The organism is Pseudoalteromonas sp. SG43-1, from assembly GCF_014164415.1.
GTDB lineage: Bacteria > Pseudomonadota > Gammaproteobacteria > Enterobacterales > Alteromonadaceae > Pseudoalteromonas > Pseudoalteromonas distincta.
The window spans coordinates 39,889-66,546 of sequence record NZ_JACJFD010000007.1 but is presented as its reverse complement, the minus strand read 5'-3'; the positions used below and the strand labels follow the sequence as shown (position 1 = coordinate 66,546).

Here is a 26,658-nt window from a genome sequence, read left to right as displayed (position 1 = left end):
ATTACCCCTTATTTAACAACGAGCGAACCCACGGTCGGTGCTTTTCTCGTTGCAAAATTTCATTTTTAAGACGAATTAAAGTCACTGTTCCAACAAAAGCAGCAAAGGCTAAAATATTAACCATAAGAGGCCAAAACATACTTGGATCTATTGCTTTTGTATCTAGCTTTGTAATGCTTGCACCTTGGTGTAACGTATTCCACCACTCAACAGAGTAATGAATAATAGGTAAATTAATTACGCCAACAATTGCTAAAATAGAAGCCGCACGCCCTGCTGACTTCTTATCTTCAAATGCATGGTAAAGCGAAAGCACGCCAAGATATAAAAATAATAAAATAAGTTCAGACGTTAAACGCGCATCCCATACCCACCAAGCACCCCACATAGGTTTACCCCATGCAGCGCCAGTAATAAGCGCTATAGCAGTAATACATGCACCGACAGGCGCAATAGCAATAACAGCAAGCTCGGCATTTCGTAGCTGCCATACAAGTGCAACGATAGCGGCAATCGCCATTGATGAGTAAGCCCCCATAGATAAAATGGCAGAAGGCACATGAATAAAGATGATACGGTAGCTGTCTTTTTGTTGGTAATCGGCAGGTGCAAAACCAAGCCCCCATACCCATCCAACAATCATACTAACTACGGTAACTACGGCAAAATATGGCAGTAACGTATTGCATAACTGGTATGCACGCTCTGCTTTAGCATAGGGATGTAACCACTTCCACATTAACTTACACTCACTTTTAAAGCTGACGATATGGCAATTGGTGCGCTTATAATAGCAATAAGTAACATTGCACCAAGGATGGCAAGCTGCCCACTATAATCCAGTGACATTGTACTGGTATCGATAGCCGACGTTGCAAAAATCAAAACAGGAATATACAAAGGCAGTACGAGTAAACTCATCAAAATACCCCCTTTTTGTAACCCCACAGTAAGCCCTGCGCCTATTGCGCCAATAAAGCTCAATAATGGTGTGCCTAATAATAATGTTAAAACGGTTGCTGTTAACGCCGTACTTTCTAGGTTTAACAACAATGCAAATAGCGGAGTCATTAATACAAGCGGTAAACCTGTCACCACCCAATGAGCAGCCACTTTAGCAAGTACGGTTAGCGATAATGGATAAGAGGATGCAATTAACTGCTCCAACGAGCCATCGTTAAAATCATCCCTAAACAACTTATCTAAACCCAACATGGTAGAGAGTAATGCGGCAACCCAAATAATACCTGGCGCCATTCTCGCAAGTAGACCGGGCTCAGGCCCTATTGCTAACGGAAATAATGAAATTACAATTAAGAAGAATAAAATAGGATTTACAATTTCGGCGCGCTGGCGAAACGCAAGTTTTACATCTTTGGTAAATACCGCACTAAATAGCAACCAATAAGAGTGTTGACGAGTCATTAGTGGCGATACTCCAGTGTAACCGTTTGTAAGTTACTAAAGTGGGTCGTTAAGTCTTGGTGGGTCGTTAATAAAATGGCACCACCGCTTTGTAAGTGTTCAGTAAATCGCTGCTGTAAAAAGGCGACACCGCTTTTATCAAGCGCGGTAAATGGCTCATCAAGTACCCATAATTTAGCATCACTTAACCAAAGCCTAACAAGCGCTACACGTCGTTGTTGTCCAGCAGATAGCATTCTAACGGGTACATCTTCAAGTCCAACAAGGCCAAGTTGCGCTAAAATAGGATATAAATCAGGCTCATTTATGTAGCCATTAATTTGTAACCAGTGGCGAACATTTTCAACTGCACTAAGCTGAGTACTTACACCTGTTTTATGCCCTATAAAAAGCAGCTCTCTGGCATACTCTTCATAGTACTTAGATATAGGTTGATCTTGGAACAGAACAGACCCTTCATCAGGCACAGAAAAGCCAGCAATAATACGCAGTAGCGATGTTTTACCAGCCCCATTAGGACCCGCTAATTGCATGATTTGACCGCTATTAAGGCTAAAATTAAGATCCGCAAACAAACAACGATCTTGCTTGATGCAGGTGACGGACTTAATGTGTAACAAGATGACGATTCTCTCTGCCAAAAATTAGGCGTTAGTCTACCATAATGATAGGGTAATACGAATATTGCTTTATAATCGATTAACAAAAACTTGATTTAAAATAATGAATACACCAACGCAAATAACATTATCTAACTCATTGGTTATCAATCAATCTGCTCACAGCCAGACCAATGAGTTACCACAGTTACCTAGTGAGGTACTTGCGGCTAAAAACATCCAATTTTCGAAAGACTCGATTACGCTTGATGTATTTATTGATAAGCATTGGCAAACATTAAGGCTTGGCACTACAAGCGCACCACAAAACCTGCAAAAAATAGTCAGTGCTAACATACAGATCAGCCCTGATGGTAAGCAGCTCAACATCTCGCCAAACAGTACAACCCTTACTTTAAATCAGCCAGTACAATTGCAGCGCTTGTTAAATTATGTAAGCACGGGCACTGAGCTACAAAGCCAACCAATGGATGTACAAGTTGCTGTATCCCCTTCTCCCAAGTTAGTTATTGATAAACTCAACGCAAGTATTGCCATAAATAAAGACGTGGCCCAGTTACTTACAACTGAACAGCCTTTAAAAGTAGTTGTTAGTACGACTAATAAAGGCGCACAGATTAATATTATTAACCGCTTTGCTGATACGGTTCACTCGCAACCACTTAGCCAAACTAAACTTACTAATTTACTCGCGGCCTTATTACCCAGTGCGCAGCTTCAAGTAACACCAAAACTGGCTATTTTAACTCATCCTCAAAAGTCAGGTTCATTTACAACACCTATTACTAATCAACAACTTGCCGAGCTACCTAATACACCTATTAAAGTAAATTTAGTGAACCAGGCAGATAAATTATTTATTAAAACCGATACAAACAATATAAAAGTAACGCTTAACAACTCATTCTCAAAACCATTTAACGAGTTACTTTTAGCGCAAAAAAGCAATGCACCTGAAGTAGCCGTTTCTGCGAGTAATATTAAAGTAAATCCATTATTGACCCTAAATAGTCCAATAAAATCGTGGCTACAAAATAGTTTTAGTGATTTAAAAACGCGAATTAATGATGCGGTTAAATATTTTGAAAATAAGCCTTTTGCTACAATAAGTAAATCTGAGTTAACGCAGCTATCAACTTCGCCCGCGCAACAAAAAACGTCTTTAGCTATACAACTGAGTGAATCACCGCTAATTAGAGTTAACATTACTCAAAGTGTGAGTACTGCGTTAAATAACAATACGAGCAATATTTTGCCAGAGCACTTTTCAAGGCTCCCGCCGATTGTACAATTAACGCAACTAGTAAAAGGAAGTGTTAGTGTTTGGCAAACATCTGCAAACACAGCAGCAACGTACACGCCAATAACAAATAATTCTACTCCAGGTGAAGTGGCGAGCGCTAAGCCAAGTGATTTAAAAACAAGCCAATTAAGCTCCCTTATTACTAGTGAAAACAGTAAATCGAACACCTTGCTTAACCCTACCAATGAAGTAGTCACTAAGGGACTTACCACCTCCTCAGCACAGCTTGCAATAAACGATAACAATCAAAACAACACAAGCACAGTGAACACTAAAAGCATTACCTTGTTAACTGAGCCGTTATCTAATGCGCCCTCTCGTAGTCAAATGCTACAACCAATAGAAGCAAAACTATTAAGTACATTATTAAAGCTTCCTGATGCCACAACCCCTACAGATAGGTTGGCTTACAATAAACAACTTTTAAGCAGTCAAATTACTGATATTACAAATAAGGCAACAAAAGACACCCCTGATTTAACTCGCTTAATTAATCAAGCATTTAACCGTATGGTTTCAAGTAATAACATAAACCCTGCAACCATACAGCGTGAGATACTTGCTACTTTACAGCCCACTCAACTAGCGGGTGATATGCTGCAAAGTAGTTTCACTAAAGGGCTTGAGCAGGTGGCTGTGAGTATTTTAGCTGCGCCTCTGATTAGCCAATCAGTAACGCCTATCAGTTTTAATAATCAAACTGGCTTAGATGCTCTCTTACAAGTACTTATACCTACTTTTAAAATGGGTAACACGGGAGCAAAAATGCTTGAACAGCTTCAACAAGCTCAAGTACAAGCTTTGGCCAGCGAAATCGTACACGTTAAAAACACACTTACCCAAGTGAGTGTCTCAACACCAAATCAACAGCCAGACACAAACCCGCTTGCACAATTTTTATTACCGATGAGATTACCTCCAGAAGCAGCCCAAACAGAAATAACACTTGGACAGTATAAAAAGCCAAGCGCCGTTAAATTAGAAGATAAAAATGTATGGTTTGTCAGATTAAACTTTGATTATGCCCAACTTGGGCAGCTACAAATTACTGCAGAGTTAATGGATAAAGCACTCGATTGCCAGCTATTAGCCTCGAGCCAAGAAGTAAGTGCAATTGCTCACCCTCACTTAGATAATTTAAGATCAAAACTAGCTAAACATGGCTTACAAGTTGGCGAACTCAATTTAAGGCGAGGCGATGCCAACAATCAGGCATTCTATAAATCTCACGCAATTATTAATATTAAGGTTTAGCTATGAGTGAAACACCGATTAATAAATCAGCCATTGGGCTTTTGTACGAAGCTGGTAACACACCCACTGTAAGTGTTAAGGGGTTTGGTGAATTAGCTGATGAAATAATAGCAGCGGCTAAACTAAAAGGAATTATGATCCACGAAGATGCAGCACTTGCTAAAACGTTGTCGCATTTAGAGTTAGGAGAAGAAATTCCTAAAGAGCTTTATTATGTTATTGCAGAGCTTATTGCGTTTTCGTATGTATTAAGAGGTCAATTTCCGCCAGGTTGGCAGGATTTTCAAGGTAAGTTAAATATTAAGGCTTGAGCCAATTTATCCGCACATAAAAAAAGGCGCTAAGCACCTTTTTGTTTATGTAATGAAAATAGTAATTCGGCTTCTGCTCGTGGTAGTTCGCACTCGCGTATTACTTCATCAAGGTCTGCACCTAACTCAACCATTTTTACAGCACGAGAGTAAATTTTAGCATCAGGGTCATCGTATTTTTGCGCCGCTTGCTGTTGCATTAAATCTTGGTTTTGTTGTTCAACTTCAAGCACTCGCTTACCAATACTTAAGAGCCCGGTTCTAATCTCCGAAATTTCACTGCGCAAAATATGAGTCTGCTCAGAGCTATCTTTAAGCTGCTGCGATACAGCATTAATTTCATTCGCGTGTTTATTTTTTAATGCAATAATTAACGCCAGCGATATAAGTCCTACCGCTAACGCTGATATAGCTATACTAAGTAACACCATAATTTATTTGGTAAAGCTTATATATCGCTTAACTCATCCCATTCGTCATCACTGAGTAACTTATTTAAATCAACCAAAATCAGTAATTCATTATCGCGGTTACAAACACCTTGAATAAACTTAGCGCTTTCTTCAGTACCAACATTTGGCGCACTGTCGATTTCAGAGCTGCGCAAGTAAACCACTTCCGATACGCTGTCGGCTAAAATACCAATAACTTGCTCTTCTGCTTCAATAATTAAGATGCGAGAGTTGTCAGTTGCATCAGCAGCTAGCAAACCAAAACGTGCACGAGTATCAATAACGGTAACAACGTTGCCGCGTAAGTTAATAATACCAATCACATATGAAGGTGCACCTGGTACAGGAGCTATCTCTGTATAACGAAGTATTTCTTGTACTTGCATTACATTTACGCCGTAAGTTTCTTCCTCTAGCTTAAACGTAACCCACTGTAAAATTTCATCGTTATTATCTGCGTTTTTATTTGCTGACAGTAATTTATCTTGATTCATGCTATTACCCCGTAATGGTCATTACTACTGACGGCTATCTAAGCCTTTCTCTAATAATATATTTAAATTATCTACGTCTATCAAAGCACACATTTTTTCTTTTATAACGCCAGCAAGCCATGGGCGCTTGCTTTTATTTGTACGCCATTTTACATCTTCTTTACTCAATGTAATGTTATTTATCAACTTTTCAGCTAATAAACCCCACTGGCTATCACCTAGTGTAATCAAATATTGATAATCTAAAGATGCCTCTAATTTATCATCATATTTTTCTGGCATAACCCAACGCGCAGTATCAACAACATTAAGCTTTTCTTCTCTGTTGAGCATAACGCCTTTAAACCATTTCGGCTTACCAAACAAATGATTTACTTCACCTAATTGATGTATTCCACCAAGTGCTTTTAATGGCACAGCCAAGGTCAAGCCAGCAACTTCAAAAAACAATGCCTGAAATTCACCATCAAAATAGTCTGATTGGCTAGTAGTTACAATCTCCAGCTCTGGCTTTTCTATAGTAGTAATTGCAGGTGCTATTACTTCCTCGTCAACCACTTCATTAACTTTTTCAGTTTCAAACGCTGGCTCAGCTATTGGCTCAATTTCAACATTGAGCAAGTCATTATCAAATGTACTCTCTGCTGCTTTTAATTGTTCTTTAGGTTTTGAATGAATATGCTGTTGTGAATCATCTGGGATTTGCTCAAGTAATTTTGCAACTGGCTCAAGGTTATCTACAGGCTCATCTTCACATAACAAAGCCCCAAGGTATTGTTTCATTACTTTTTCATTAGCAAACAATTGCTTACTCATTCATTAACCTTGTTCAATTAAATATTCTAGCAGTGCTTTATATGCGTATACACCGCGCGAGCGAGGACAATACTCTACAGGTACTTTTTGTGCAAAGCTTGCATCTCTAAATTTGGTATCCACCGGTATCACACCTGGCCAAACTTTATCACCATATGTACTTTGCAATGTTTTGTATGCTTCTAACGATGCTTTAGTACGTTTGTCGTACATGGTAGGAATTATAGTATATTGATAATCTTTTGCTTGAGAGGATTGCATCAAATCCATAGTACGCATCATTCTATCAAGCCCTTTGAGTGCTAAAAACTCCGTTTGCACTGGCACTAAAATTCGCTCACTTGCTGCAAGCGCATTGACCATTAACACCCCTAAAACTGGAGGGCAATCTAAAATGGCATAATCGTAATGTTCGCTAATTTTTGCAAGCGCTTTTTTTAGTATTAACCCCATCCCTGTTTTATTACCCATACTTCGATCAAGCGTAGCTATTGCCATAGTCGCAGGTAAAATATCCAAGTTTTGAAGTGTTGATGGACACAAAGCTTGGAGTATCTCTTCACTTTGCATACTTGTACCACGGGCAAAAATATCGTACACACTGACTTCTAAATCCTCTGAGTCAATGCCAAAGTAATAAGTGAGTGACGCATGAGGGTCTGTATCTATAAGCAATACACGTTTACCTTGTAATGCCAAAATACCGGCAAGGCTCACTGCGGTTGTTGTTTTACCAACCCCTCCTTTTTGATTAGCGACAGTCCAAATCTTCACATTACATCCTAATTACTGTTCATTGCGCGTTGTTATGCGAATACCGCCATGAGGCAAACGAATTACTTTTATTGTATCGTCATCTGAAGGAAGTTCAATTTCAGGTTCAATCACTGCAGGCTCATCAGCTTGCCCGTCACTTTTAACCTCTTGTTTTGGCGGTAATCCATACTTAGAAAGTGCGATAACAACTTTACGATTTTCTGCGCGCCCTTGTTCTGTATCGTTACTTGCAAAAGGTGAATATTGGCCATAACCTTCTATCGCCATTCTAGCTGAATTAATGCCTAATGCTTCCAGCTCTACTAAAATTGACGTGGCTCTAGCTACCGACAGTTCCCAGTTCGAACGAAATATCTCATTACGAATACTTTCATCATCAGTATAACCTCGTACTCTTACATAGTTATCTACTGGTGCAATAATATCTTTAACAATCTTGACGACCTGCTTTGCTCGAGAGTGTGCAACTGAACTACCGCTTGAAAATAACATACCTGAGCTTAGCTCTATAATCAGCCAATCTTGGTTAAGCTCTAAACTGGCTTCTCCATCACGGATTTCATCAATAAGCGCTGACTGTAATTTAATTAATAAACTATCAAGAGGTTTGCCTAAATACTTTTGCTGGATATTGCTTGTATCACTTTGGCCGTCGAGTAGCTCAGGACCTTGCTCTTCTTTTAATATACTTTCGCCATAAAGAACTTCTTGTTCAGGTGTCACTCTATCTGTCAATATTCCATTACCGTTGACACCTTCACCTTGCTGGGAGTATTGGCGAGCTGACTTATCAAAAACCTGTTCAAGGGAATCTGACAATATTTGGAATTGTTCTTCTTTATTAATCGCTATCGCATACAGAACCACAAAAAAAGCAAACATAATAGTCATGTAATCGGCATACGATACAAGCCAACGTTCGGTATGTTGACTTTTAGCAGCAGAGTGACGAAGTCGTCGGCGTAACATGTTATTCGTCCACTAAATTAGGGCGCTCTACACGATAGGCTTCAAGCTTTAATTCTATATTTACTGGGCTTTCACCTATGCTTATTGCAATAACGCCTTCAGCAAGCATTTCATGGTAAAGCATTTTTTGCTCTACACGCTGTTTTAACTTATTTGCCATAGGTAAAAACAATAAATTAGCTAAACCAACACCATAAATGGTCGCAATAAATGCCGTTGCAACGCCGGCGCCAAGCATTTGTGGATCGGTAATAAACGACATTGCCTGTATTAAGCCAAGCACCGCACCTAAAATACCAATGGTAGGGCTGTAACCCCCCATTGCTTCATAAACACGCGCGGCTTCAAGCAAACGATCGCGTTCTAGCAGTAAATCAATTTCAAGCGTGTCTCGTAGTTTTTGCTCTGAGCAGCCATCGACAAGTAAGCTTAAACCTTTTGCTGCATACGCATCTGGGTGAGCTAAAGCTTCATTCTCAAGCGCTAAGTAACCTTCTTGACGTGCTTTATGAGACCATCGTTTAACTTGCTCTATTGCGTCTTCAATATCGTATTGTGGTGCAACAAAAACCCACGAGCTCATATTTAGCATTTTTTTGAATGTGCTAGCAGAGGTTTGCAACATAACAGCGCCAAGCGTGCCACCAAGTACAATAATAAGCGCAGGGCCATTAAATAAAGCTGAAACAACACCGCCTTCTAAAGAATAGCCTAAACCTATTGCACCAAGTGCTACCAATAGTCCAAATATTGAGAGTTTATCCACAACCTACCTCTCTCATTATACGTGCTGCAACATCGCTCAATGCTAAGCTTTCACTTGAAAGCCCCGCATTAGCAATTGCTTGGGGCATTCCATAAACGACACAGCTTTTCTCATCCTGTGCCCAAATAGTTGCCCCCGTTTGTTTTAACATTCTTGCACCATCACGACCATCAGCGCCCATACCTGTTAAAACAATAGCAAGTACATCACCTTGGTACGTTTTAGCTGCACTAGCAAACGTTACATCTACGCTTGGTTTATAACTTATTCTCTCGCTATGATCTTCAAATACGCGCAGCGTTCTATTTGCTCCACGCCCCTCTACCATCATCTGCTGTCCGCCAGGCGCTAAATAAGCAGTTCCTGGTTGTAAGCGATCGCCCTGTTGTGCTTCTTTCACTTTTATTTGGCACAAACCGTTTAAGCGCGCTGCAAACGCGGGTGTAAATGCAGCGGGCATGTGCTGAATAAGTAAAATAGGGTGAGGAAAATTAGCAGGCAATTGAGTCAATATAGTTTGCAGAGCAACAGGACCACCTGTAGAAGTACCAATAGCTAAAAGTTGATATTGTTTTCCACTTGCTCGCATTGAGGCAACATTTGAACTTGTCGATGCAGCAGGCGCAGCTCTTTGAAAGCTTCTATCAGGCTGCTTGATTTGAGTTGTTGATGTGCTTGTGCTTTGCGAAAGTGAACTTGTTGGTTTCGTTGAAATGACTGGTTTAGCTGGTGTTGCCGCTCTAAATGTTCGCGGTAAACGTCTTCGTCCTATATCTTTTACTTTACTTTGCAAAAGCTTAATTGCATCTTCATTATTGCGTGCAATATCTTCAAATTTTTTCGGTAAAAAATCCATTGCGCCAGCATCTAACGCATCAAACGTTGCTGTTGCACCATCACGTGTAAGTGATGAAAACATTAAGATAGGAGTTGGGTTACTCGCCATTATCTCTTTAACTGCGCTAATACCATCAAGCACAGGCATTTCGACATCCATGGTGATCATGTCAGGACGCAATTGAGCTGCTTTCTCAACAGCCTCTCTGCCATTAACAGCAAAGCCTATAACTTGTATATCGCTATCTTGCTCAAGGATTTCGCTTACTCTACGGCGAAAAAAGCTTGAATCATCAACAACTAAAACTTTAACGGCCATTTAGCTCTCTTATTAAATTTATGCGTAGGTATATATTAAATATATACCTACTTTATTATTAGCCTGCGTAATGTTTTAACATGTTTGGAACGTCTAAAATCAGTGCAATGCCGCCATCTGAAGTTATTGTAGCGCCTGCCATACCTGGCGTTCCTTGAAGTAACGCATCAAGCGGCTTAATCACTACTTCTTCTTGGCCAATTAATGAGTCAACAACAAAACCAATTTGTTGCGTACCAATTTGTACAATAACGACGTGACCTTTAGATTTTCGCTGAGAACGATCTGAGCCTTTTACTAACCAATGCTCAAGGTAAAATAACGGTATCGCCTTTTTACGCACAATAATTGTTAATTGCCCATCAACTACATTCGTCTTCGTTAAATCTAAATTGAATATCTCACTAACACCAGCCAGTGGTAACGCAAATGTTTGTGCGCCAACAACGACCATTAATGTCGGTAATATAGCCAAGGTAAGTGGTACTTTTATTTCTAAAATAGTACCAACACCAAGTTCAGACTGAATGCTTACTGAGCCATTAAGTTGCGTGATCTTAGTTTTAACTACGTCCATTCCTACACCACGGCCTGAAATATCAGATATTTCTTCTTTTGTAGAAAAGCCAGGTGCAAAAATCAGGTTATATGCTTCGGTGTCAGAAAGTCGACTCGCTTGGTCATGATCGAGTACGCCTTTACTAATTGCAATTTTTTTCAGTTTTTCAGCATCCATACCTGCACCATCATCTTTGATGGTTAGCAAAATATGGTCGCCCTCTTGAGACGCTGATAAAGTAACATTACCTGTTCTAGGCTTACCAGCTGCTTCACGAACAGCGGGCATTTCAATACCATGGTCAACTGAGTTTCTAACTAAATGCACAAGCGGGTCGGCAAGTGCTTCAACTAAGTTTTTATCTAGATCGGTTTCTTCACCAATAAGTTTTAAATCAATATCTTTATTTAAGCTACGTGCTAAGTCGCGTACAACGCGAGGGAAGCGACCAAATACCTTCTTAATTGGTTGCATTCGTGTTTGCATAACCGCACCTTGAATATCCGCAGTCACTACATCTAAGTTAGAGATTGCTTTACCCATCGCTTCACTGTCTGAGTTAGTCGCTAAACTAACCAAACGATTTCGTACAAGAACTAACTCACCAACCATATTCATAATTTGATCGAGTCGTTTTGTATCTACGCGAACAGTGGTCTCTGCTGCTGGTGGCGCTGATTTTTTTGGAGCTGCTGCTGGTGGTACTTTAGCTACTGGCTTCTCTGGCGCTTTTTCAACTGGTTTTGGAGTAGGAGCTTTAGCTGGCTCAGCTTTTTTTACTGGTTCACTCACTTGTTTAGCTGGCGGTGAAACAGGTTCAGGTTGTTTTGCAGCTGGCGCACTTTCTATCGATTTAGGAGCAGTGCCTTTACCATGAAGTTCATCAAGAAGCGCTTCAAATTCGTCATCACTAATTTCATCATCTGATGAATTAACTGTATTTACAGCTGGTATAGCAGATTCTACAGGTGTTTTATTGGCATCATTTTGTTCAGGTTTGCTCGTAACTTCACCAAAACTGCCAACACCATGTAACTCGTCTAATAAGCTGTCAAATTCATCATCAGTAATATCACCACTAAAATCACTACTACTTGCTACTGGTTTTTCAACTGCAGGACCTTGTCCTTTACCGTGCAGCTCATCAAGTAAGCTTTCAAATTCGTCTTCAGTGATTTCATCTATTTCAGCATCGCTAACCGAAGGCGCTCCGCTAAATAGTTCATCAAATGCAAACGGATCTTCATCATCAGCTACCGGTGTATCCACCACTTCATTATGAGGTTGTTCAACCTCTGTTTGTGAAGAGGCTTCAGTGGCTTCGGCTTCTGTTGGAGGTAGACCTAAGATATGAAGAGTATGAAGTAATTCAGGATCTGCAGGTTCAGGCTTGTCTCTGTTTTGGATAGTCGCAAACATCTCATTAATGGTGTCTAGTGCTTGTAAAATAACATCCATTAACTCTGAGTTGACTGTTCGCACGCCTTGACGTAGTAAATCAAATACGTTTTCAGCACCGTGACAAGCATCAACAAGTTCTGTCATAGCTAAAAAGCCTGCACCACCTTTTACAGTGTGAAAACCTCTAAATATAGCGTTTAGTAACTCGGTATCTTCTGGATTATTTTCCAGCTCAACTAACTGTTCAGATAAAAGCTCTAGGATTTCTCCAGCCTCTACAAGAAAGTCTTGTAAAATATCTTCATCGACTTCAAACATGCAGTTACTCTCCTCTTAGAAGCCCAAACTTGATAAAAGATCATCAACTTCATCTTGATCAGATACAACATCATTACGCGATTCTTTATCAATAATAGGGCCTTCAGGACCTGCTAAAGTTTGTGTGGCAACTGGTTCTTTTATTTTTTGTTGTTCTACTTTATTCGCGGTGCTGTTACTGTCGTCTTGTTCAGCAAACGCAGTTAAAAGATGCAGTAAACTTTCTTCTACTTCCCTAACAAGTTCGATAACACGGCGAATAACTTGACCTGTTAAGTCTTGATAGTCTTGAGCCATTAATACATTTGTCATTAAGTTTTGAAGCTCATCAGTCTTATGATGAGAGTTGTTCATAAACTTATCGATGCTATGGCAAAGTTGCTTAAACTCACCAAGCTCAATCTCGCGGCTCATTAAACGATCCCATGTCGGTTTAATATGAGATATTTCGTCCGCTAACTGTTGGGCTATAGGTAAACTGGCCTCCACTGCATCCATTGTTTTATTAGCCGCATTTTCTGTCATTTCTATAACATAATTAAGCCGCTTTTTAGCATCTGGAATCGCATCTGTCGTTATATCAGTTAAGCGAGTATCAAGCTCAAAACTTTTAAGGGCTTCGTGCAGTTGACGAGTCAACTTTCCAACTTCAGCAAATAATTCAGACTGCTCTTTAGATGCAGCCTCTAAAATCAACTGATTTGCTTTGTCTTGCTCATCATTTTCTAAAAAAACAACGAGCTGACGAGCTTGTTCTAACGTTATTTGAGGCGCAGCTGGTGCTGGCATAAGCCTCTCCCCCATCATTAGCCTAAGCGTTCAAATACTTTTTCTAATTTAGTTTTTAATGTTCCAGCCGTAAATGGCTTAACAATATAACCATTAACACCAGCTTGCGCTGCAGCTATTATTTGTTCTTTTTTAGCCTCTGCCGTTACCATTAATACAGGGATATGTTTTAACTTATCGTCTGCACGTATTGCTCTTAAAAGATCAATACCCTGCATTCCAGGCATATTCCAATCCGTAACTACAAAATCAAACACTTGATTTTGCAACATAGGCAAAGCTGTAGACCCATCATCAGCTTCTTGAACGTTAGTGAAACCTAAGTCACGTAACAGGTTTTTTATAATGCGTCTCATTGTTGAAAAATCATCAACTACAAGAATTTTCATGTTTTTATCCAAAACATCCCCCAGTGAGGTATTAACCTTTGTTTACTTACTACTAATTTATCCAGTCATTGATTTTAGCTTTAAGCTTAATCATCGCCTGACCATGTATCTGACTTACACGCGATTCACTTACATCGAGTATATGTCCTATTTCTTTTAAATTCATTTCATCGTTGTAGTACAAAGAAAGCACCATTGCATCACGCTCTGGTAATGACTTAATTGCACTTAGCAAAGACTCATTAAACCTATCATTTTTAACATTATTAAAAGGTTTATCTTGTGCTAAATCTTGGCCTACAGGAGTAATAACATCCTCATCTACACCAAGGTCTTCAATGCCTAATATTTTACTCGTATTCGCATCATTTAAAATATGATGGTACTCATTGAGCGAAATTTCAAGTTTTTCAGCAACTTCTATGTCCGTTGGTTCGCGGTTCAGACTACTTTCGAGCTCAGTAATTGCTTCTGCAACTTGCCTGTTTTTACGGTGAACTGAACGAGGAGCCCAATCACCACGGCGCATTTCATCAAGCATAGCACCGCGAATACGAATACCTGCAAAAGTTTCAAAGCTTGCGCCTTTTGTTGCATCAAAGTTTTTCGAAGCTTCTATTAAGCCTATCATTCCTGATTGAATTAAATCATCAAGTTGAACGCTAGGTGGTAATCGAGCAATTAGATGACATGCCACTTTTTTAACAAGTGATGCATGCTTCTCAACAATCACATTTAAATTTTGTGTTGATTGATATCCCATAGCTCTATTCACCAGTGTTGTCATAATTAACCGTTTACTAGTTTCTCAATGAAAAACTCTAAATGCCCAGATGGTTGGTTGGGTATTGGCCATTTAACTGCTTTTGTTGCCAGCGTTTTAAACGCAAGAGCGGCTGGCGAATTTGGAAAGAGCTCTACTATTACTTTTTGACGACGTGTTGCTTTGCGCATATTTTCATCATAAGGAACCGTTGCTACTAGCTCCATTGATACATCTAAAAAGCGGTCGGTAACTTTAGATAGCTTTGCAAACAATTCAGTGCCTTCACGCATACTGCGCACCATATTGGCAACAATTTTAAATTTATAAACGCCGTGCTCACGACTTAATACTTTAATAAGTGCGTAAGCGTCGGTGATTGATGTCGGCTCATCGCATACAACAACCATTACATCTTGCGCTGCACGCGAGAAGCTCAGTACCATGTCTGAAATACCAGCAGCTGTATCTACAATTAAAATATCAAATTCGGTATTCAATTCGCTAAACGCACGAATTAGCCCAGCATGCTCAGATGGTGATAATTCAACCATACTTTGCGAACCCGATGTAGCGGGTACAATTTTAATTCCTGCAGGGCCTTCAACTAAAATTTCATCAAGCTCACATTCACCAGACAAGACATGTGACAAGTTACGCTCTACACGTAAACCAAGCATCACATCACAGTTTGCTAAACCCAAGTCAGCATCCAGCACTAATACTCGATTACCTTGCTGCCCAAGTGCAATAGCTGTATTTAGAGAAACATTTGTTTTCCCTACTCCACCTTTACCACCGGTTACAGCGATAACTTTTACGCCGTTGTTATTGTTTTGACTCATTTTGCGCAGGCCGCTTGCTTGATCTAATACTGTGTTAATCATACATCCCTACTGTGCTTGGCGCCACTGCTTGGTGCCTTGAATGTTGTTCTTTTGTTCTTTTTAAATATAATTGCTCAGCCTTTTTAACTAGTTTCTCAGCATTTGCAACACGAATATCCTCTGGTACTCGTTGACCATTAGTAAGATACCCTATTGGAAGGCGATTTTGAATCGCAATACTAATAATCTCACCCAAACTTAATGATTCGTCTAACTTAGTGAAAATACAGCCACTTAACTGTACTTTTTTAAAGTGACGTACAGTTTCTTGCAATACATTAATTTGTGCTGTCGCGCTAAGTACTAAGTAGCTGCGAATATCTACACGTTGGTTACGCATTAACGTGTTTAATTGCTCAGTTAAACGTAAATCTCGCTGGCTCATACCTGCTGTGTCAATTAATACTAGACGTTTATTTCGTAAATGATATAAAACTTCAGCTAATTCATTAGCATCTTTAACTTGCTTAACACCACAACCAATAATACGACCATATGTTGCAAGTTGTTCATAAGCACCAATTCTGTATGTATCAGTGGTTATTAACGCCACTTTATCGGCACCATATTTTTGTGCGCCTAGAGCTGCAAGCTTAGCAACAGTCGTTGTTTTACCCACACCTGTTGGACCCACTAACGCATATACACCACCTTGGCGAAGTATTTCATTATTGGTTGTTTGCATTTGATCTTCGACCATAGTTAACAATGCTTTCCAACCTTGCTTACGAGACACATCATCAGGTACAAAACATGCCATTTGCTGTGCTACTTCTTTATCGATACCCATACCGACTAAACGGTCAACCATACAAGCGCGTGTTGGATCGCGACGCGCCATATCTTGCTGCATCAAGCCTGATACTTGGTGTTCTAATAATTGACGGATTGCGTTCATTTCTTCACGCATTGTTGTCATTTCTTCGCTTTCATTATTAGGTGCTTGTTGGCGAGTGGTTACTGGGCTATCTAAATCATCAAAGTCGCGGTCTAAATCATCAAAACCTAAGCTATCCGCTTGAGTTTGTGGACGAACTGGCGCAGCAACTTCAGGAGCAAACATATTTTTAGTACGCTGCCCCATATCAGGTTCTTGATAGTTATCAGTAGTATCAATACCCGATTGTGAAAACATCGATGCAAGCTCAGGAGAACGAGGACGCGGTGATTGACGCTCTAATAATGCTTGTAGGCTGTCAGCAACTTTTGCTTGAGGCTCAGGCTTGGCACGCTGTGGCTCTGGTTTTACAAAGTTATGCATGCTTTGTTGTGGCGCCTGAGTACGCGGCTCTGCAGGGCGTTGTGGTTGCGCTGCTACTTTAGGGGCTGCTTTGTCATAATCAACTGCCGCTACAATTTCTACACCGTTAGCCAGTTTTTTATTTGACATAATAACCGCATCAACACCTAACTCATCTTTAACTTCTTTAAGTGCTGTGCGCATATCTTTAGCAAAAAAACGTTTAATTTTCATGATTCAACCCCTGTTAAAATCTTATTGTTGGCCTACCGAGCTTACAATTTTGATCTGTCTTTCGTCTGGTACCTCTTGATAAGACATCACTCTCAATCCTGGAATGGTGTACTTAACAAAACGAGATAACACAGTGCGTAACATTCCTGACGTTAGCAATATAGAAGGTTCGCCGGCCATTTCTTGATTTTGATGCGCTTGTGTCAATGACACTTGAAGTCGCTCTGCAAGTCCTGGCTCAATACCGGCACCTTCATCGCCTGCATTTTGTAATGACTGATGCAACATCTGTTCCAACTCAGGCGCCAAGGTTATGACAGGGATTTCTGATGACATTCCCACCGCATCTTGAACAATTAATCTACGCAGTGAAATACGCACTGCAGCCGTTAATACATCAGGGTCTTGACTACGTGGGCCATACTCAACAAGGGTTTGAACAATTGAGCGCATATCGCGAATAGCCACGCCTTCATTTAATAAATTTTGTAGTACTTTTACAATAGCAGTTAATGGCAATACATCAGGTACTAGTCCTTCCACTAAGCGAGGATGGCTTTTAGCAAGCATATCAAGTAGGTTTTGAACTTCTTCATGCCCTAGTAATAACGCTGCACTGTTAGTTAATAACTGGCTAATATGAGTGGCAACTACCGTAGCTGAATCTACAACGGTATAACCTAGTGATTGTGCTTCATCTTTTTGATCAGGCTTGATCCATACGGCATCAAGGCCAAACGCAGGATCTTTTGTTTCAACCCCTTTAATTGGACCAAATACTTGTCCTGGGTTAATCGCTAGCTCGTCGCCATGCTTAAGCTCGCTTTCACCGGTTGAAACCCCCATTAGTGTTATTCTGTAAGCGTTAGGGTCAAGCTCTAAGTTGTCGCGTATATGTACCGGCGGCACTAAAAAACCAAGCTCTTGAGAAAGCTTTTTACGCACCCCCTTAATACGATTAAGTAGCTCACCACCTTGTGATTGGTCCACTAACGGAATTAATCTATAACCGACTTCTAAGCCAATTACATCAACCTGCTGAACGTCATCCCAGCCTAGTTCTTTTTGTTCTTGTTTATTAGCAACACCCGTTGCAACGCTTCCGCCATTAGCGGCCTCTTCAGCTTCTGCCGCAGCAGCTTTTAATTTACTTTGCTGTGTGTAGTAAGCTAAGTAACCCAGTAACGCACCTAAACTTAAAAAAGCAATATGCGGCATACCAGGCACTAAGCCCATGATGATCAAAATACCAGATGCAATAAAGAGTGACTTTTCGTTGCCTAGTTGTTTCTTAAATTGGTCCCCCATATTGAGCGACTCATTTTGGCGTGTTACAACAATCGCGGTACCAATTGAAAGCAGTAAAGAAGGGAGTTGAGCAACTAAGCCATCGCCAATGGTAAGTAATGTATATACTTCCATTGCATTGCCAAAACTCAAATTGTGCTGGATCATACCGACAAATAAACCACCAACAATATTGATGATTAGTATAACAATACCTGCAATCGCATCACCTTTTACAAATTTACTCGCACCATCCATTGAGCCGTAAAAATCAGCTTCGCGAGTTACTTCCTCGCGGCGGTCACGCGCTTGTTCTGCGCTGATAAAGCCTGCGTTCAAATCGGCGTCAATTGCCATTTGTTTACCCGGCATTGCATCAAGGGTGAAACGCGCAGATACCTCAGAAATACGACCAGCACCTTTAGTAATTACTACAAAGTTAATAATGATCAGGATTAAAAACACAACCAAACCAACAGCGTAGTTACCACCAATAACAACTGAGCCAAATGCTTCAATTACTTTACCGGCAGAGTCACCACCATTATGGCCTTCAAGTAACACAACTCGAGTACTGGCAACGTTAAGTGCTAAGCGCATAATTGTAGCGATTAGTAATACAGAGGGGAAAATACCAAATTCAACTGGCTTCATCGTGTAAACAGTTACAAGTAAAACCACTAACGCGAGAGCAATATTAAACGAGAAAAGGATATCGAGTAAAAATGGCGGTAGTGGTAAAATCACCATTCCCAAGGCAGCAAGCACAAGCAAAGGTGTACCTACCCCTTTGGCATAGTCTTTTTTGTCTCTGTTAAGTTGTTGTAATACCGCTTTAAAACTCATAATTCTACAATTTCAAAAAATTGACACTACGTAGAATTTGCAATAACTATTCCAAGTTACTCAGTTAACGGTTTAATACTTGTAGGCATCGGGGATTGGCAGCTTTTTATTGAGCTTAGTTGGACGTTTACCGCGCCCTTTATTAAAGCGCTTAAGCTGAAATACATACGCTAAAACTTGCGCTACTGCGGTAAATAGCTGATCGGGTATTTGCTCTCCTACTTCAGCCGTATGATAAAGCGCTCGGGTCAACATGGGGGATTCTAATATAGGTACTTCATTCCCTATTGCTACTTTTCGAATTTGCATCGCCATTTCATCAATGCCTTTAGCAAGCACTATAGGCGCACCTGCGCGCTCCGTGTCGTATTTTAATGCTACAGAGTAGTGAGTTGGGTTGGTAACAATAACATCAGCGTCAGGAACATCTTGCATCATGCGGTTTTGCGACATTTGCCTTTGTGTTTGCCTAATGCGCGCTTTTATTTGTGGGTCACCTTCAGAGTTTTTATACTCATCTTTAATTTCTTGCATTGTCATTTTAAGTTGTTTGTTATGGTTGTAACTTTGAAATGGTGCATCAATGGCGGCAATAACAATTAAAGTGCACGAAAGGCCTAAAAACATCCACCCTAAAATCTCTAAGGCATGAATAATATTACCCGGCGCACTTTCTAAACTTAAATGCAGTATTTCATCAAAATAAGTATTAATTAAAAACACTGCAAAACTTGCTACTAAACCAAATTTTAAAAGTGACTTTACAAGCTCAATAGCCGCTTGTGGGCCAAACATCCGCTTAAAGCCTTTCATTGGCGACATTTTACTTGCTTTAGGTGCAGCAGCTTCCCAGCTAAAGTTAAAACCACCGAGTAACGTATTACCAATAAATGCAGCCAAAACGATAATTAACACAAACATAGCCATAGGAAACATCAACGCGTCTGCAACCTCTCCCCACACGGCAAACATTTTAGTAGTATCAAAGGCTTCGTTGCGGTTTAAGCTAAGGGTTCGGCCCATTACATTGTATAAACCTTTACCAATTTCAGGACCATACATCAAAAGCGATATAGCCGAAAAAATAAGTACAAACATGGTACCTAACTCTTTTGAGCGTGCTATTTGGCCTTTCTTTTTAGATTCTTCAAGCTTTTTGGATGTCGGTTCTTCTGTTTTTTCTTGTCCTGAGTCTTCAGACATGACTTTCTCCTAAGGTGAGCAACCAACTAAAGTACACATTAGCTCAACCATTTTTAACCATTGAAACTCAAACTGAGTAACAAAGTTACCTAGTGTTGCCCAAATAATAATAAGTCCAGCTACCAAGGTAAACGGAAAACCAATAGAGAAAATATTTAATTGCGGCGCTGCACGCGTCATAATCCCAAACGACATATTAATAACGAGCATTGCGGTAAGCGGTGCAAGTGAGAGTACCAGTGCTGTAGTAAACATCCAGCCACCCCAAGTCACTATGTCCCAGTAATGATCTACAGACCACCATGTGCCATCAATGGGTAGCACTTGAAAGCTATGCACCACCATTTGAATCATCATTAAATGACCGTTAAAAGCAAAAAATAGCAAGGTGGCCAAAATAAGGAAAAACTGGCCAACCGCTGGGACGCTTGCGCCATTAGAGGGGTCAATAACCGAAGCAAAACCTAAACCGGTTTGCATCGCAAGTATTTGCCCTGCTAACACAAAAGTATTTAATAAAAGTATAGATGCAAAACCAATAGCAACACCAATCAGCATTTGTTGAATAACGACTAAAATCATCTCAAACGAAAATAAATTAGTGAATGTAGCGGGCGGCAGAACAGGAACGACAAGAAAAGTTACAACAACTGATAACCCCATTTTTATACGCGTAGGGACATTTTTAGCACCTAAACCAGCCATAATCATAATCATTGAGCTAATGCGTACTAGGGGCAGCAAAAAATCGCTCAACCATTGAATAACAACTGCAAAGGGGTATTCCACGTTTAACCTGCAATTTCAGGAATAAGTAATACTAGGCGAGTAAAAAAATCCATCAGTTCTTGAGTAAGCCAGTGCCCACCTACAATTAGCGCACTAATGGTAATTAATAAACGAGGTAAAAAGCTCAACGTTTGTTCATTGATTGATGTTGCCGCCTGAAACACAGCAACCACTAAACCAATAATTAGGCCTGGGACAACGATTGCAGACACCAATTTAATAACTAAAAACAGCGCGTCACTTAGAATATCAACAAAAATTTCCGGTTCCATGTTGTACTCCTATTGTTGGGTCATGTTAATGCTTTGCATACTAAGTCCCTAAACCAAAGCTTTTAGCTAGAGTCCCCATCACTAAGCTCCAACCATCAACAAGTACAAACAGCATAATTTTAAACGGTAAGGACACTATCATGGGGGAAAGCATCATCATACCCATCGCCATTAATACCGAAGCGACCACTAAATCAACAATTAAAAATGGGATAAAAAACATAAACCCAATTATAAATGCCGTTTGCAGTTCGCTGGTTACAAAGGCCGGTATTAACACTATTAATGGCGTATCTTGTGGCGAATTTAGCTGATCGTAACCAGCAATTTTAGCGAACGTTTCTAAATCTTTTAAACGCACCTGTGAAAGCATAAATGCTTTCATTGGCTCTTTAGCAAGCTCTAAAGCCTCTACTGATGTAACCTGCTCATTTAAGTAAGGCTCTATAGCTCGCTCGTTTACCTGCTGATAAATAGGCGCCATTATAAAAATACTTAAAAAAAGTGACATACCTAATAACACTTGGTTTGACGGTGTTTGCTGTAAGCCAATTGCTTGGCGCAAAATGGCGAGTACAACAATAATTCGTGTAAAAGAGGTCATCATAATTATAGCGGCCGGTATAAAACTCAGCGCCGTCATAATTGCTAAAACTTGTAACGTTACTGAGTAATCTTGTGTGCCATCAGCGTTTGTTGTAATAGTAAGGGCATCAATTCCTTCTGCACTTACATTTGGTACAAACACCATGGCAAAAATAATAAGCAGCCACTTTGTCATAGGTTTAATTCTTTTTATTTTGGTTTGATTGCGGGTTTAAAAGTTTACCAAATCGTTTAGCGAGTTCAGGCAGTTCTTTTTCACTTAATGGGGTTTCTAACTTGTGTAAATAATTAATACTGTGGGGAGTTACACCAAGTAAGTGCTGAGCATTATCTATCTCAACAACCATTAAACGCTCGCGAGAACCTAAAGGTAGACTTCTAACTACTTTAAACTCATCACTATTTGCTAAATTAGGGTTAAGCTTTTTAACAAAAAATGCCAGTACAATAATCAGTACTAGCACCATTACAAGCGACAGCACCATAGAGAGTATATCCCCAGTGGGTGTTGCCACATCTGCTTTTGAAAAAACGGTAGTCGTTAAAGCAACTAATAAGCTCATCGTAATTTTTTGATCCGCTCTACTTGGCTTATCACGTCAGTTAAGCGAATACCAAATTTGTCGTTTACTACAACTACTTCGCCATGAGCGATTAAAGTACCATTAACTAGCACGTCTAGCGGCTCACCCGCAACACGGTCAAGCTCAACAACAGAGCCTTGATTAAGTTGCAGTAAGTTACGAATGTTGATTTTAGAGCGCCCTACTTCCATTGAAATAGTAACGGGGATATCTAAAATAGTGTCGAGTTTTCGTTTTTCATCACCACTCATTTCATGTTTTGAATCACTTAACTCATCAAGCTCTGCAACATGTGCTTCGCCACTATCATCTGGGCCTTCGGCTTCTGCTAATGCTGCTGCCCATTCATCCATTGTGTCTTGATCATCGCTCATACTTTTAACCTTTTAATCAATTACCAGTCTAAGTCTACACCGTCAGAGAGGTGTAAATCATCTTCTAGTTCTGCTAATTCTGCATCTGAGTCAATTTTCTTGCCGCCTTTGGTAAACACATGCAGCTCAGATTTAACTGAATCAGGTCGTTTAATTTTTTCACTAATTTGAAGCGCAACATTATCGCGAGAGCGACCCATCTTGGCTCTAAATGTAGGGAGTTCCTCAACAAATACGGTTATATGCTCAGGCATTTCAACCGGAATAATATCACCTGCTTTTAATTCCATAATTTGCTTTAAGGTCAAATCAACTTCAAGTAACTGAGTCGACATATCAACCTCAACATCCATTATTTCATCACGAAGTGCTTTGCTCCAACGTAAGTCGGTATCCTCTGTATCAGATTGAACACCCGCATCTAAAAGCTCTCGGATTGGCTCAAGCATCGAATACGGAAGTGCAATATGAAAATCGCCGCCACCGCCATCAAGCTCAATATGAAAAGAGCTAATAACCACAACCTCTGTTGGACTTACAATATTCGCCATAGCTGGGTTTACTTCTGAATCGAGATATTCAAACGATACATCCATAACCGGTGCCCATGCTTCTTTATAATCTTCAAAGATTATTTTAAGGAGCATTTGTACAATCCGGCGCTCTGTTGGGGTAAATTCTCGGCCCTCTATCTTTGCATGATAACGCCCGTCACCACCAAAAAAGTTATCTACCAAAATAAACACAAGTCGTGCTTCCATGGTAATCAGGCCAGTGCCTTTTAAAGGCCTAAAACGGACCATATTTAAACTGGTTGGAACAAATAAAGTATGAATATATTCGCCAAACTTAATCATTTGCACGCCGTTAATAGACACCTCTGCGGTGCGACGCATCATATTAAATAGGCTAATTCGCATATGACGAGCAAAGCGTTCGTTAACAATTTCCAGCGTCGGCATACGACCACGTACGATCCGATCTTGCGAAGAAAAATCGTACTGAAGCGTACTTCCCCCGCCATCTTCACCTTCGTGTATATCTTCCTCTTCAACGTCATCAACGCCATGTAATAGCGCATCAATTTCGTCTTGGGATAATAAATCGCTCACGCTAACCCCTTATTGCATCACAAAGCCGGTAAACAATACCCGCTCAATTACTTTACTGCCTTCAACATCCATTAAGGCTTTTTGTACCTTTTCAAGTGCAGAAAAACGAAGTGTTTCTTTACCAGAGCTCGTACTTAATTCATCAGCTGTTGTAGTAGAAAACACGCTTAATAGCGTCCCTTCTATTAGTGGAATATGTTTTTTGGCTGTTTCTTCATTTACTTCGCCACGTACTAATAATTGTACTTTAATTTGTACAATTCTATCGCGACTTGAGCCAGGCACGTTAAATACAAATGGGCGTGGCATAGCAACATATAAAGCACTACCAACTTCTGCTGATGAACCAGAAGCTGCAGGAGCAGCATCAGTCGACATCGCAGTCTCTTCATCTAAGGTTTCAACTGGCGCATCCGAACCTGACATAAAAAAGTAACCCGCAGCACCACCTGCAATAAGTAGTACAGCTACTATGATTATTATTAGTTTCTTTTTACTTTTACCGGTTTCTTCGATTTCTAAACTTGCTTCTTCAGCCATCATGATTCCTTTAATCGCAAAGGTACTTGCTTGTTTTAACTATTATAATAGCAGTACTTAGGCATAGTAATCTATTGATGATGAAGTTTGTTGTCGAGAACTTTGTGCAGTGTTATTTGCTTGCTCGTCATTTTCATCATTAACTGACTTATTATTAGCCAAATTACCTTGGGCTCCACTCTCACTTTGCTCAGCTGTTTCACCACCTGATTGCCCATAAGAAATAGTGCTTTCACCAAGCTCTAGCCCTTGTTGCGCTAACATTTCACGTAAGCGCGGCATTGATTGTTCAAGCGCTTCTTTGGCTTGCTGGTTTTGTACAACAAAGTTTATATGTGCTTGTTCTGCATCGCTACGAATACGTATTTGCATGCTGCCCATTTCTGGAGGATCGAGGCGAATTTCTGCTTCTTTATTATTAATGCTCAACATTGAGCTAACGCGCTCTTGCAGTAATTTAGCTGCATCACTTTTAACAATATTAATTGCCTGCATTACACCTGGATCAATACTTACTTGCTTAACTTGTGATGTACTTTGTAATTGTTGAGTTTGAATTATTTGGGTATCAAGTAAGCTCTGCTCGTAACTTAATGAGTCGTATTGGCTTAATGTGCTCGTTTGCTGAGTATTTAAAGCGGCTGTAATTTGCGTAAATACTTGTGCTACGCGTCCAGGAGTTTGTTCTGCCGTTATTTTTCTAAGCCCATCTTTTTGTAACTCATCAAATGATTTTAATAAATCATCACGCTTAGCTGAGGTTGCTACGGCTTTATTAATATCCGCGCCTTCGTTTGTAGATGCCTTTAAGCTTAACTTTTGTGGATCATATACTGTATTAGGAGTCTCTGAGGCCACAAACGTTTTTGAGTCTGATTTAGCGGTATCAGCAAGCCCAATTTCAATAGAAGCTTTTAACTCATTAACTGTTTGCTTAAGCACTGACAACTGCTCGCCTTTAGGCTGCTCTGTTTTAATATATGTGTTTAATTGCGTTAATAAACTTTGTTTTTCAGTTGTATTAAGTGAATTTATTTCTGCGCTAAAAGAGTGTTTTGTTACCGCGCTTTGCGCTTTTTCGTTATCAGTAATAAATTGTGCAAGCATTTGCTTAAGATTTGAAGTGTTACTAGTTGCGCTATTTGTTGAATCAGCGTTCTCTAATACCTTAACTTGCGCGTTAAGTTGTGAGCGCTGCTCAGACGTTAAACTAGCAATAACGCTATTAGCTTTAATTAAGCTCGCATCTTTAGTCATTAACGTATCTATTGCTGCATTATTATCACCTTCAGTTGTGGCTAAAGGAGACTGAGTAACGCTCGCTTTGTCGGCGGGAGTTGGCAAAACTGTATTATTTTTATCAGCAGACTTATTTTGTCCTAGCTGCTCTTTAGAACTCATTAATGCAAATTCAGGTTTTTCTACTGTAGAGCCAGGGCTGTCATCTGGCTTTTTATTTATAGAATTTAATGGCCCTTCAATAGCTTCAGCAACACCACTTTTCCGATGCTTGCCTTCATTTAATGGTAAAGAGTTCAAAGGTAGTGAGCTTAAGTTATCGCTTTTTGAATCAATTAATTTAGCCGTTTTAGAGTCTACATTAGTGGCAATTGGATTTTGCACTACACTCGCTGTATTCGCTTCTTCAGTCGTTACTTCATCACTTGTATTAGCAGATAAAATTACTGAGGTGGTTTCTAAGTCTGCGTCTTCTGATTCTATACTTTTAGTTGCATCGAACGGCTTATTAATCGAGGTGCTCATTGCTTGTGCTGAATTAATTTGATCAAGCATCTCAACAGATAAAAAAGTAACTTCGTCTGTTGTTATTTCATCTAGCTTTACGCTCAGATTTTCATTTTCTTCTGGCTGTTTATGCTTAGGTATGGCAATCGAGTTTTCGGCATCGGGATTTTTATTGCCCTTAAGCAAAGGCCCCATAGAGTTATGCGCTTCGTTTAGCTGGCTTAAAAATTCCTCGCCTAAATTTCCTTCGCCATTAGCTAAGCTATTGTCTTTAAAAGCTAACAGTGAATCTTTTTCAGAAGAAACTAAAAACGAAATGTTATTCATCGCCATAAATCACCTAATACCATTACGGCAATATGCCACCGCATACCGC

Annotated in this window: 28 protein-coding genes; 2 read left to right on the top strand and 26 right to left on the bottom strand. The window is 40.0% G+C overall.

What is annotated here, in order from left to right; translation table 11 throughout:
• Position 1 precedes the first annotated feature (1 nt).
• Genes H5159_RS07455 through ccmA form a run of 3 tightly spaced genes read right to left on the bottom strand, consistent with a single transcriptional unit; the run spans position 2 to position 2,045 of the window.
• Positions 2-739, bottom strand: coding sequence for a heme ABC transporter permease (locus H5159_RS07455; protein WP_002959285.1), 738 nt, complete (start codon positions 737-739; stop codon positions 2-4).
• Positions 739-1,425: a heme exporter protein CcmB gene (ccmB, locus tag H5159_RS07450; RefSeq protein ID WP_002959286.1), complete on the bottom strand. Its 687-nt coding sequence runs from the start codon at positions 1,423-1,425 to the stop codon at positions 739-741. Before ccmB ends, H5159_RS07455 begins: the two co-directional genes overlap by 1 nt.
• On the bottom strand, positions 1,425-2,045 hold the full coding sequence (ccmA, locus tag H5159_RS07445; RefSeq protein WP_152609331.1) for a cytochrome c biogenesis heme-transporting ATPase CcmA: 621 nt from the start codon (positions 2,043-2,045) through the stop codon (positions 1,425-1,427). Before ccmA ends, ccmB begins: the two co-directional genes overlap by 1 nt.
• A gap of 103 nt (positions 2,046-2,148) precedes the next feature.
• On the opposite strand from ccmA, the gene H5159_RS07440 reads away from it, so the two are divergent.
• A complete protein-coding gene (locus H5159_RS07440; RefSeq protein WP_182780090.1) occupies positions 2,149-4,602 on the top strand; it encodes a flagellar hook-length control protein FliK in 2,454 nt (817 codons plus the stop codon).
• Between the two features lie 2 nt (positions 4,603-4,604).
• Positions 4,605-4,913, top strand: coding sequence for an EscU/YscU/HrcU family type III secretion system export apparatus switch protein (locus H5159_RS07435; protein ID WP_138488715.1), 309 nt, complete (start codon positions 4,605-4,607; stop codon positions 4,911-4,913).
• A gap of 29 nt (positions 4,914-4,942) precedes the next feature.
• On the opposite strand, the gene H5159_RS07430 is transcribed toward H5159_RS07435, so the two are convergent.
• The 23 genes from H5159_RS07430 to H5159_RS07320 form a co-directional block, all read right to left on the bottom strand.
• Entirely contained in the window at positions 4,943-5,344 is a 402-nt protein-coding gene (locus H5159_RS07430; RefSeq protein ID WP_024595394.1) for a DUF2802 domain-containing protein, read from the bottom strand.
• Between the two features lie 17 nt (positions 5,345-5,361).
• Positions 5,362-5,859 (bottom strand): chemotaxis protein CheW, encoded by a 498-nt coding sequence (locus H5159_RS07425; RefSeq protein ID WP_002959294.1) that lies wholly within the window; start codon positions 5,857-5,859, stop codon positions 5,362-5,364.
• Between the two features lie 24 nt (positions 5,860-5,883).
• Positions 5,884-6,675: a chemotaxis protein CheW gene (locus H5159_RS07420; RefSeq protein WP_024595393.1), complete on the bottom strand. Its 792-nt coding sequence runs from the start codon at positions 6,673-6,675 to the stop codon at positions 5,884-5,886.
• A 3-nt stretch (positions 6,676-6,678) separates the two neighbouring features.
• Positions 6,679-7,449 carry a ParA family protein gene (locus tag H5159_RS07415; protein WP_002959298.1) on the bottom strand — a complete coding sequence of 257 codons (771 nt, stop codon included), beginning with the start codon at positions 7,447-7,449 and terminating at the stop codon, positions 6,679-6,681.
• A 12-nt stretch (positions 7,450-7,461) separates the two neighbouring features.
• A complete protein-coding gene (locus H5159_RS07410; protein ID WP_182721174.1) occupies positions 7,462-8,421 on the bottom strand; it encodes a flagellar motor protein MotB in 960 nt (319 codons plus the stop codon).
• Between the two features lies 1 nt (position 8,422).
• A complete protein-coding gene (locus H5159_RS07405; RefSeq protein WP_024595391.1) occupies positions 8,423-9,187 on the bottom strand; it encodes a flagellar motor protein in 765 nt (254 codons plus the stop codon).
• Positions 9,180-10,343 carry a chemotaxis response regulator protein-glutamate methylesterase gene (locus H5159_RS07400; protein ID WP_165723525.1) on the bottom strand — a complete coding sequence of 388 codons (1,164 nt, stop codon included), beginning with the start codon at positions 10,341-10,343 and terminating at the stop codon, positions 9,180-9,182. The genes H5159_RS07405 and H5159_RS07400 overlap by 8 nt, the downstream gene beginning before the upstream one ends.
• A gap of 58 nt (positions 10,344-10,401) precedes the next feature.
• Positions 10,402-12,621, bottom strand: coding sequence for a chemotaxis protein CheA (locus H5159_RS07395; RefSeq protein ID WP_182716006.1), 2,220 nt, complete (start codon positions 12,619-12,621; stop codon positions 10,402-10,404).
• A gap of 15 nt (positions 12,622-12,636) precedes the next feature.
• Positions 12,637-13,410: a protein phosphatase CheZ gene (locus H5159_RS07390; protein ID WP_165742705.1), complete on the bottom strand. Its 774-nt coding sequence runs from the start codon at positions 13,408-13,410 to the stop codon at positions 12,637-12,639.
• Between the two features lie 17 nt (positions 13,411-13,427).
• A complete protein-coding gene (gene cheY / locus H5159_RS07385; RefSeq protein ID WP_008132609.1) occupies positions 13,428-13,811 on the bottom strand; it encodes a chemotaxis response regulator CheY in 384 nt (127 codons plus the stop codon).
• A 40-nt stretch (positions 13,812-13,851) separates the two neighbouring features.
• Entirely contained in the window at positions 13,852-14,562 is a 711-nt protein-coding gene (locus H5159_RS07380; RefSeq protein ID WP_002959310.1) for an RNA polymerase sigma factor FliA, read from the bottom strand.
• A 26-nt stretch (positions 14,563-14,588) separates the two neighbouring features.
• The gene (locus H5159_RS07375) at positions 14,589-15,449 is read right to left on the bottom strand and encodes a MinD/ParA family protein (RefSeq protein WP_002959312.1); all 861 of its coding nucleotides are present in this window, start codon (positions 15,447-15,449) and stop codon (positions 14,589-14,591) included.
• The gene (flhF, locus tag H5159_RS07370) at positions 15,442-16,923 is read right to left on the bottom strand and encodes a flagellar biosynthesis protein FlhF (RefSeq protein ID WP_154903545.1); all 1,482 of its coding nucleotides are present in this window, start codon (positions 16,921-16,923) and stop codon (positions 15,442-15,444) included. Before flhF ends, H5159_RS07375 begins: the two co-directional genes overlap by 8 nt.
• Positions 16,924-16,944: 21 nt before the next feature.
• A complete protein-coding gene (gene flhA / locus H5159_RS07365) occupies positions 16,945-19,056 on the bottom strand; it encodes a flagellar biosynthesis protein FlhA (RefSeq protein WP_039484610.1) in 2,112 nt (703 codons plus the stop codon).
• A gap of 72 nt (positions 19,057-19,128) precedes the next feature.
• A complete protein-coding gene (gene flhB / locus H5159_RS07360) occupies positions 19,129-20,259 on the bottom strand; it encodes a flagellar biosynthesis protein FlhB (RefSeq protein ID WP_024596365.1) in 1,131 nt (376 codons plus the stop codon).
• Between the two features lie 9 nt (positions 20,260-20,268).
• Entirely contained in the window at positions 20,269-21,048 is a 780-nt protein-coding gene (fliR, locus tag H5159_RS07355; RefSeq protein ID WP_024596364.1) for a flagellar biosynthetic protein FliR, read from the bottom strand.
• 2 nt (positions 21,049-21,050) lie between these two features.
• Positions 21,051-21,320 (bottom strand): flagellar biosynthesis protein FliQ, encoded by a 270-nt coding sequence (gene fliQ, locus H5159_RS07350; RefSeq protein WP_002959325.1) that lies wholly within the window; start codon positions 21,318-21,320, stop codon positions 21,051-21,053.
• Positions 21,321-21,360: 40 nt separating this feature from the next.
• Positions 21,361-22,101: a flagellar type III secretion system pore protein FliP gene (fliP, locus tag H5159_RS07345; RefSeq protein ID WP_002959327.1), complete on the bottom strand. Its 741-nt coding sequence runs from the start codon at positions 22,099-22,101 to the stop codon at positions 21,361-21,363.
• Positions 22,102-22,105: 4 nt separating this feature from the next.
• Positions 22,106-22,489 carry a flagellar biosynthetic protein FliO gene (gene fliO, locus H5159_RS07340; RefSeq protein ID WP_002959331.1) on the bottom strand — a complete coding sequence of 128 codons (384 nt, stop codon included), beginning with the start codon at positions 22,487-22,489 and terminating at the stop codon, positions 22,106-22,108.
• A complete protein-coding gene (fliN, locus tag H5159_RS07335) occupies positions 22,486-22,884 on the bottom strand; it encodes a flagellar motor switch protein FliN (protein WP_002959332.1) in 399 nt (132 codons plus the stop codon). Before fliN ends, fliO begins: the two co-directional genes overlap by 4 nt.
• Positions 22,885-22,904: 20 nt before the next feature.
• Positions 22,905-23,996: a flagellar motor switch protein FliM gene (fliM, locus tag H5159_RS07330; RefSeq protein WP_002959334.1), complete on the bottom strand. Its 1,092-nt coding sequence runs from the start codon at positions 23,994-23,996 to the stop codon at positions 22,905-22,907.
• Positions 23,997-24,005: 9 nt separating this feature from the next.
• Positions 24,006-24,536 carry a flagellar basal body-associated protein FliL gene (gene fliL, locus H5159_RS07325; protein ID WP_002959335.1) on the bottom strand — a complete coding sequence of 177 codons (531 nt, stop codon included), beginning with the start codon at positions 24,534-24,536 and terminating at the stop codon, positions 24,006-24,008.
• 57 nt (positions 24,537-24,593) lie between these two features.
• The gene (locus H5159_RS07320; RefSeq protein ID WP_182780089.1) at positions 24,594-26,615 is read right to left on the bottom strand and encodes a flagellar hook-length control protein FliK; all 2,022 of its coding nucleotides are present in this window, start codon (positions 26,613-26,615) and stop codon (positions 24,594-24,596) included.
• Positions 26,616-26,658: the final 43 nt, after the last annotated feature.

What these genes read in the sequence shown, in the direction of transcription:
- H5159_RS07455 (WP_002959285.1), bottom strand. Translation starts at nt 739, where the DNA reads ATGTGGAAGTGGTTACATCCCTATGCTAAAGCAGAGCGTGCATACCAG.
- ccmB (WP_002959286.1), bottom strand. Translation starts at nt 1,425, where the DNA reads ATGACTCGTCAACACTCTTATTGGTTGCTATTTAGTGCGGTATTTACC.
- H5159_RS07440 (WP_182780090.1), top strand. Translation starts at nt 2,149, where the DNA reads ATGAATACACCAACGCAAATAACATTATCTAACTCATTGGTTATCAAT.
- H5159_RS07435 (WP_138488715.1), top strand. Translation starts at nt 4,605, where the DNA reads ATGAGTGAAACACCGATTAATAAATCAGCCATTGGGCTTTTGTACGAA.
- H5159_RS07430 (WP_024595394.1), bottom strand. Translation starts at nt 5,344, where the DNA reads ATGGTGTTACTTAGTATAGCTATATCAGCGTTAGCGGTAGGACTTATA.
- H5159_RS07425 (WP_002959294.1), bottom strand. Translation starts at nt 5,859, where the DNA reads ATGAATCAAGATAAATTACTGTCAGCAAATAAAAACGCAGATAATAAC.
- H5159_RS07420 (WP_024595393.1), bottom strand. Translation starts at nt 6,675, where the DNA reads ATGAGTAAGCAATTGTTTGCTAATGAAAAAGTAATGAAACAATACCTT.
- H5159_RS07410 (WP_182721174.1), bottom strand. Translation starts at nt 8,421, where the DNA reads ATGTTACGCCGACGACTTCGTCACTCTGCTGCTAAAAGTCAACATACC.
- H5159_RS07400 (WP_165723525.1), bottom strand. Translation starts at nt 10,343, where the DNA reads ATGGCCGTTAAAGTTTTAGTTGTTGATGATTCAAGCTTTTTTCGCCGT.
- H5159_RS07395 (WP_182716006.1), bottom strand. Translation starts at nt 12,621, where the DNA reads ATGTTTGAAGTCGATGAAGATATTTTACAAGACTTTCTTGTAGAGGCT.
- H5159_RS07390 (WP_165742705.1), bottom strand. Translation starts at nt 13,410, where the DNA reads ATGCCAGCACCAGCTGCGCCTCAAATAACGTTAGAACAAGCTCGTCAG.
- H5159_RS07380 (WP_002959310.1), bottom strand. Translation starts at nt 14,562, where the DNA reads ATGGGATATCAATCAACACAAAATTTAAATGTGATTGTTGAGAAGCAT.
- H5159_RS07375 (WP_002959312.1), bottom strand. Translation starts at nt 15,449, where the DNA reads ATGATTAACACAGTATTAGATCAAGCAAGCGGCCTGCGCAAAATGAGT.
- flhF (WP_154903545.1), bottom strand. Translation starts at nt 16,923, where the DNA reads ATGAAAATTAAACGTTTTTTTGCTAAAGATATGCGCACAGCACTTAAA.
- flhA (WP_039484610.1), bottom strand. Translation starts at nt 19,056, where the DNA reads ATGAGTTTTAAAGCGGTATTACAACAACTTAACAGAGACAAAAAAGAC.
- flhB (WP_024596365.1), bottom strand. Translation starts at nt 20,259, where the DNA reads ATGTCTGAAGACTCAGGACAAGAAAAAACAGAAGAACCGACATCCAAA.
- fliQ (WP_002959325.1), bottom strand. Translation starts at nt 21,320, where the DNA reads ATGGAACCGGAAATTTTTGTTGATATTCTAAGTGACGCGCTGTTTTTA.
- fliP (WP_002959327.1), bottom strand. Translation starts at nt 22,101, where the DNA reads ATGACAAAGTGGCTGCTTATTATTTTTGCCATGGTGTTTGTACCAAAT.
- fliO (WP_002959331.1), bottom strand. Translation starts at nt 22,489, where the DNA reads ATGAGCTTATTAGTTGCTTTAACGACTACCGTTTTTTCAAAAGCAGAT.
- fliN (WP_002959332.1), bottom strand. Translation starts at nt 22,884, where the DNA reads ATGAGCGATGATCAAGACACAATGGATGAATGGGCAGCAGCATTAGCA.
- fliL (WP_002959335.1), bottom strand. Translation starts at nt 24,536, where the DNA reads ATGGCTGAAGAAGCAAGTTTAGAAATCGAAGAAACCGGTAAAAGTAAA.
- H5159_RS07320 (WP_182780089.1), bottom strand. Translation starts at nt 26,615, where the DNA reads ATGGCGATGAATAACATTTCGTTTTTAGTTTCTTCTGAAAAAGATTCA.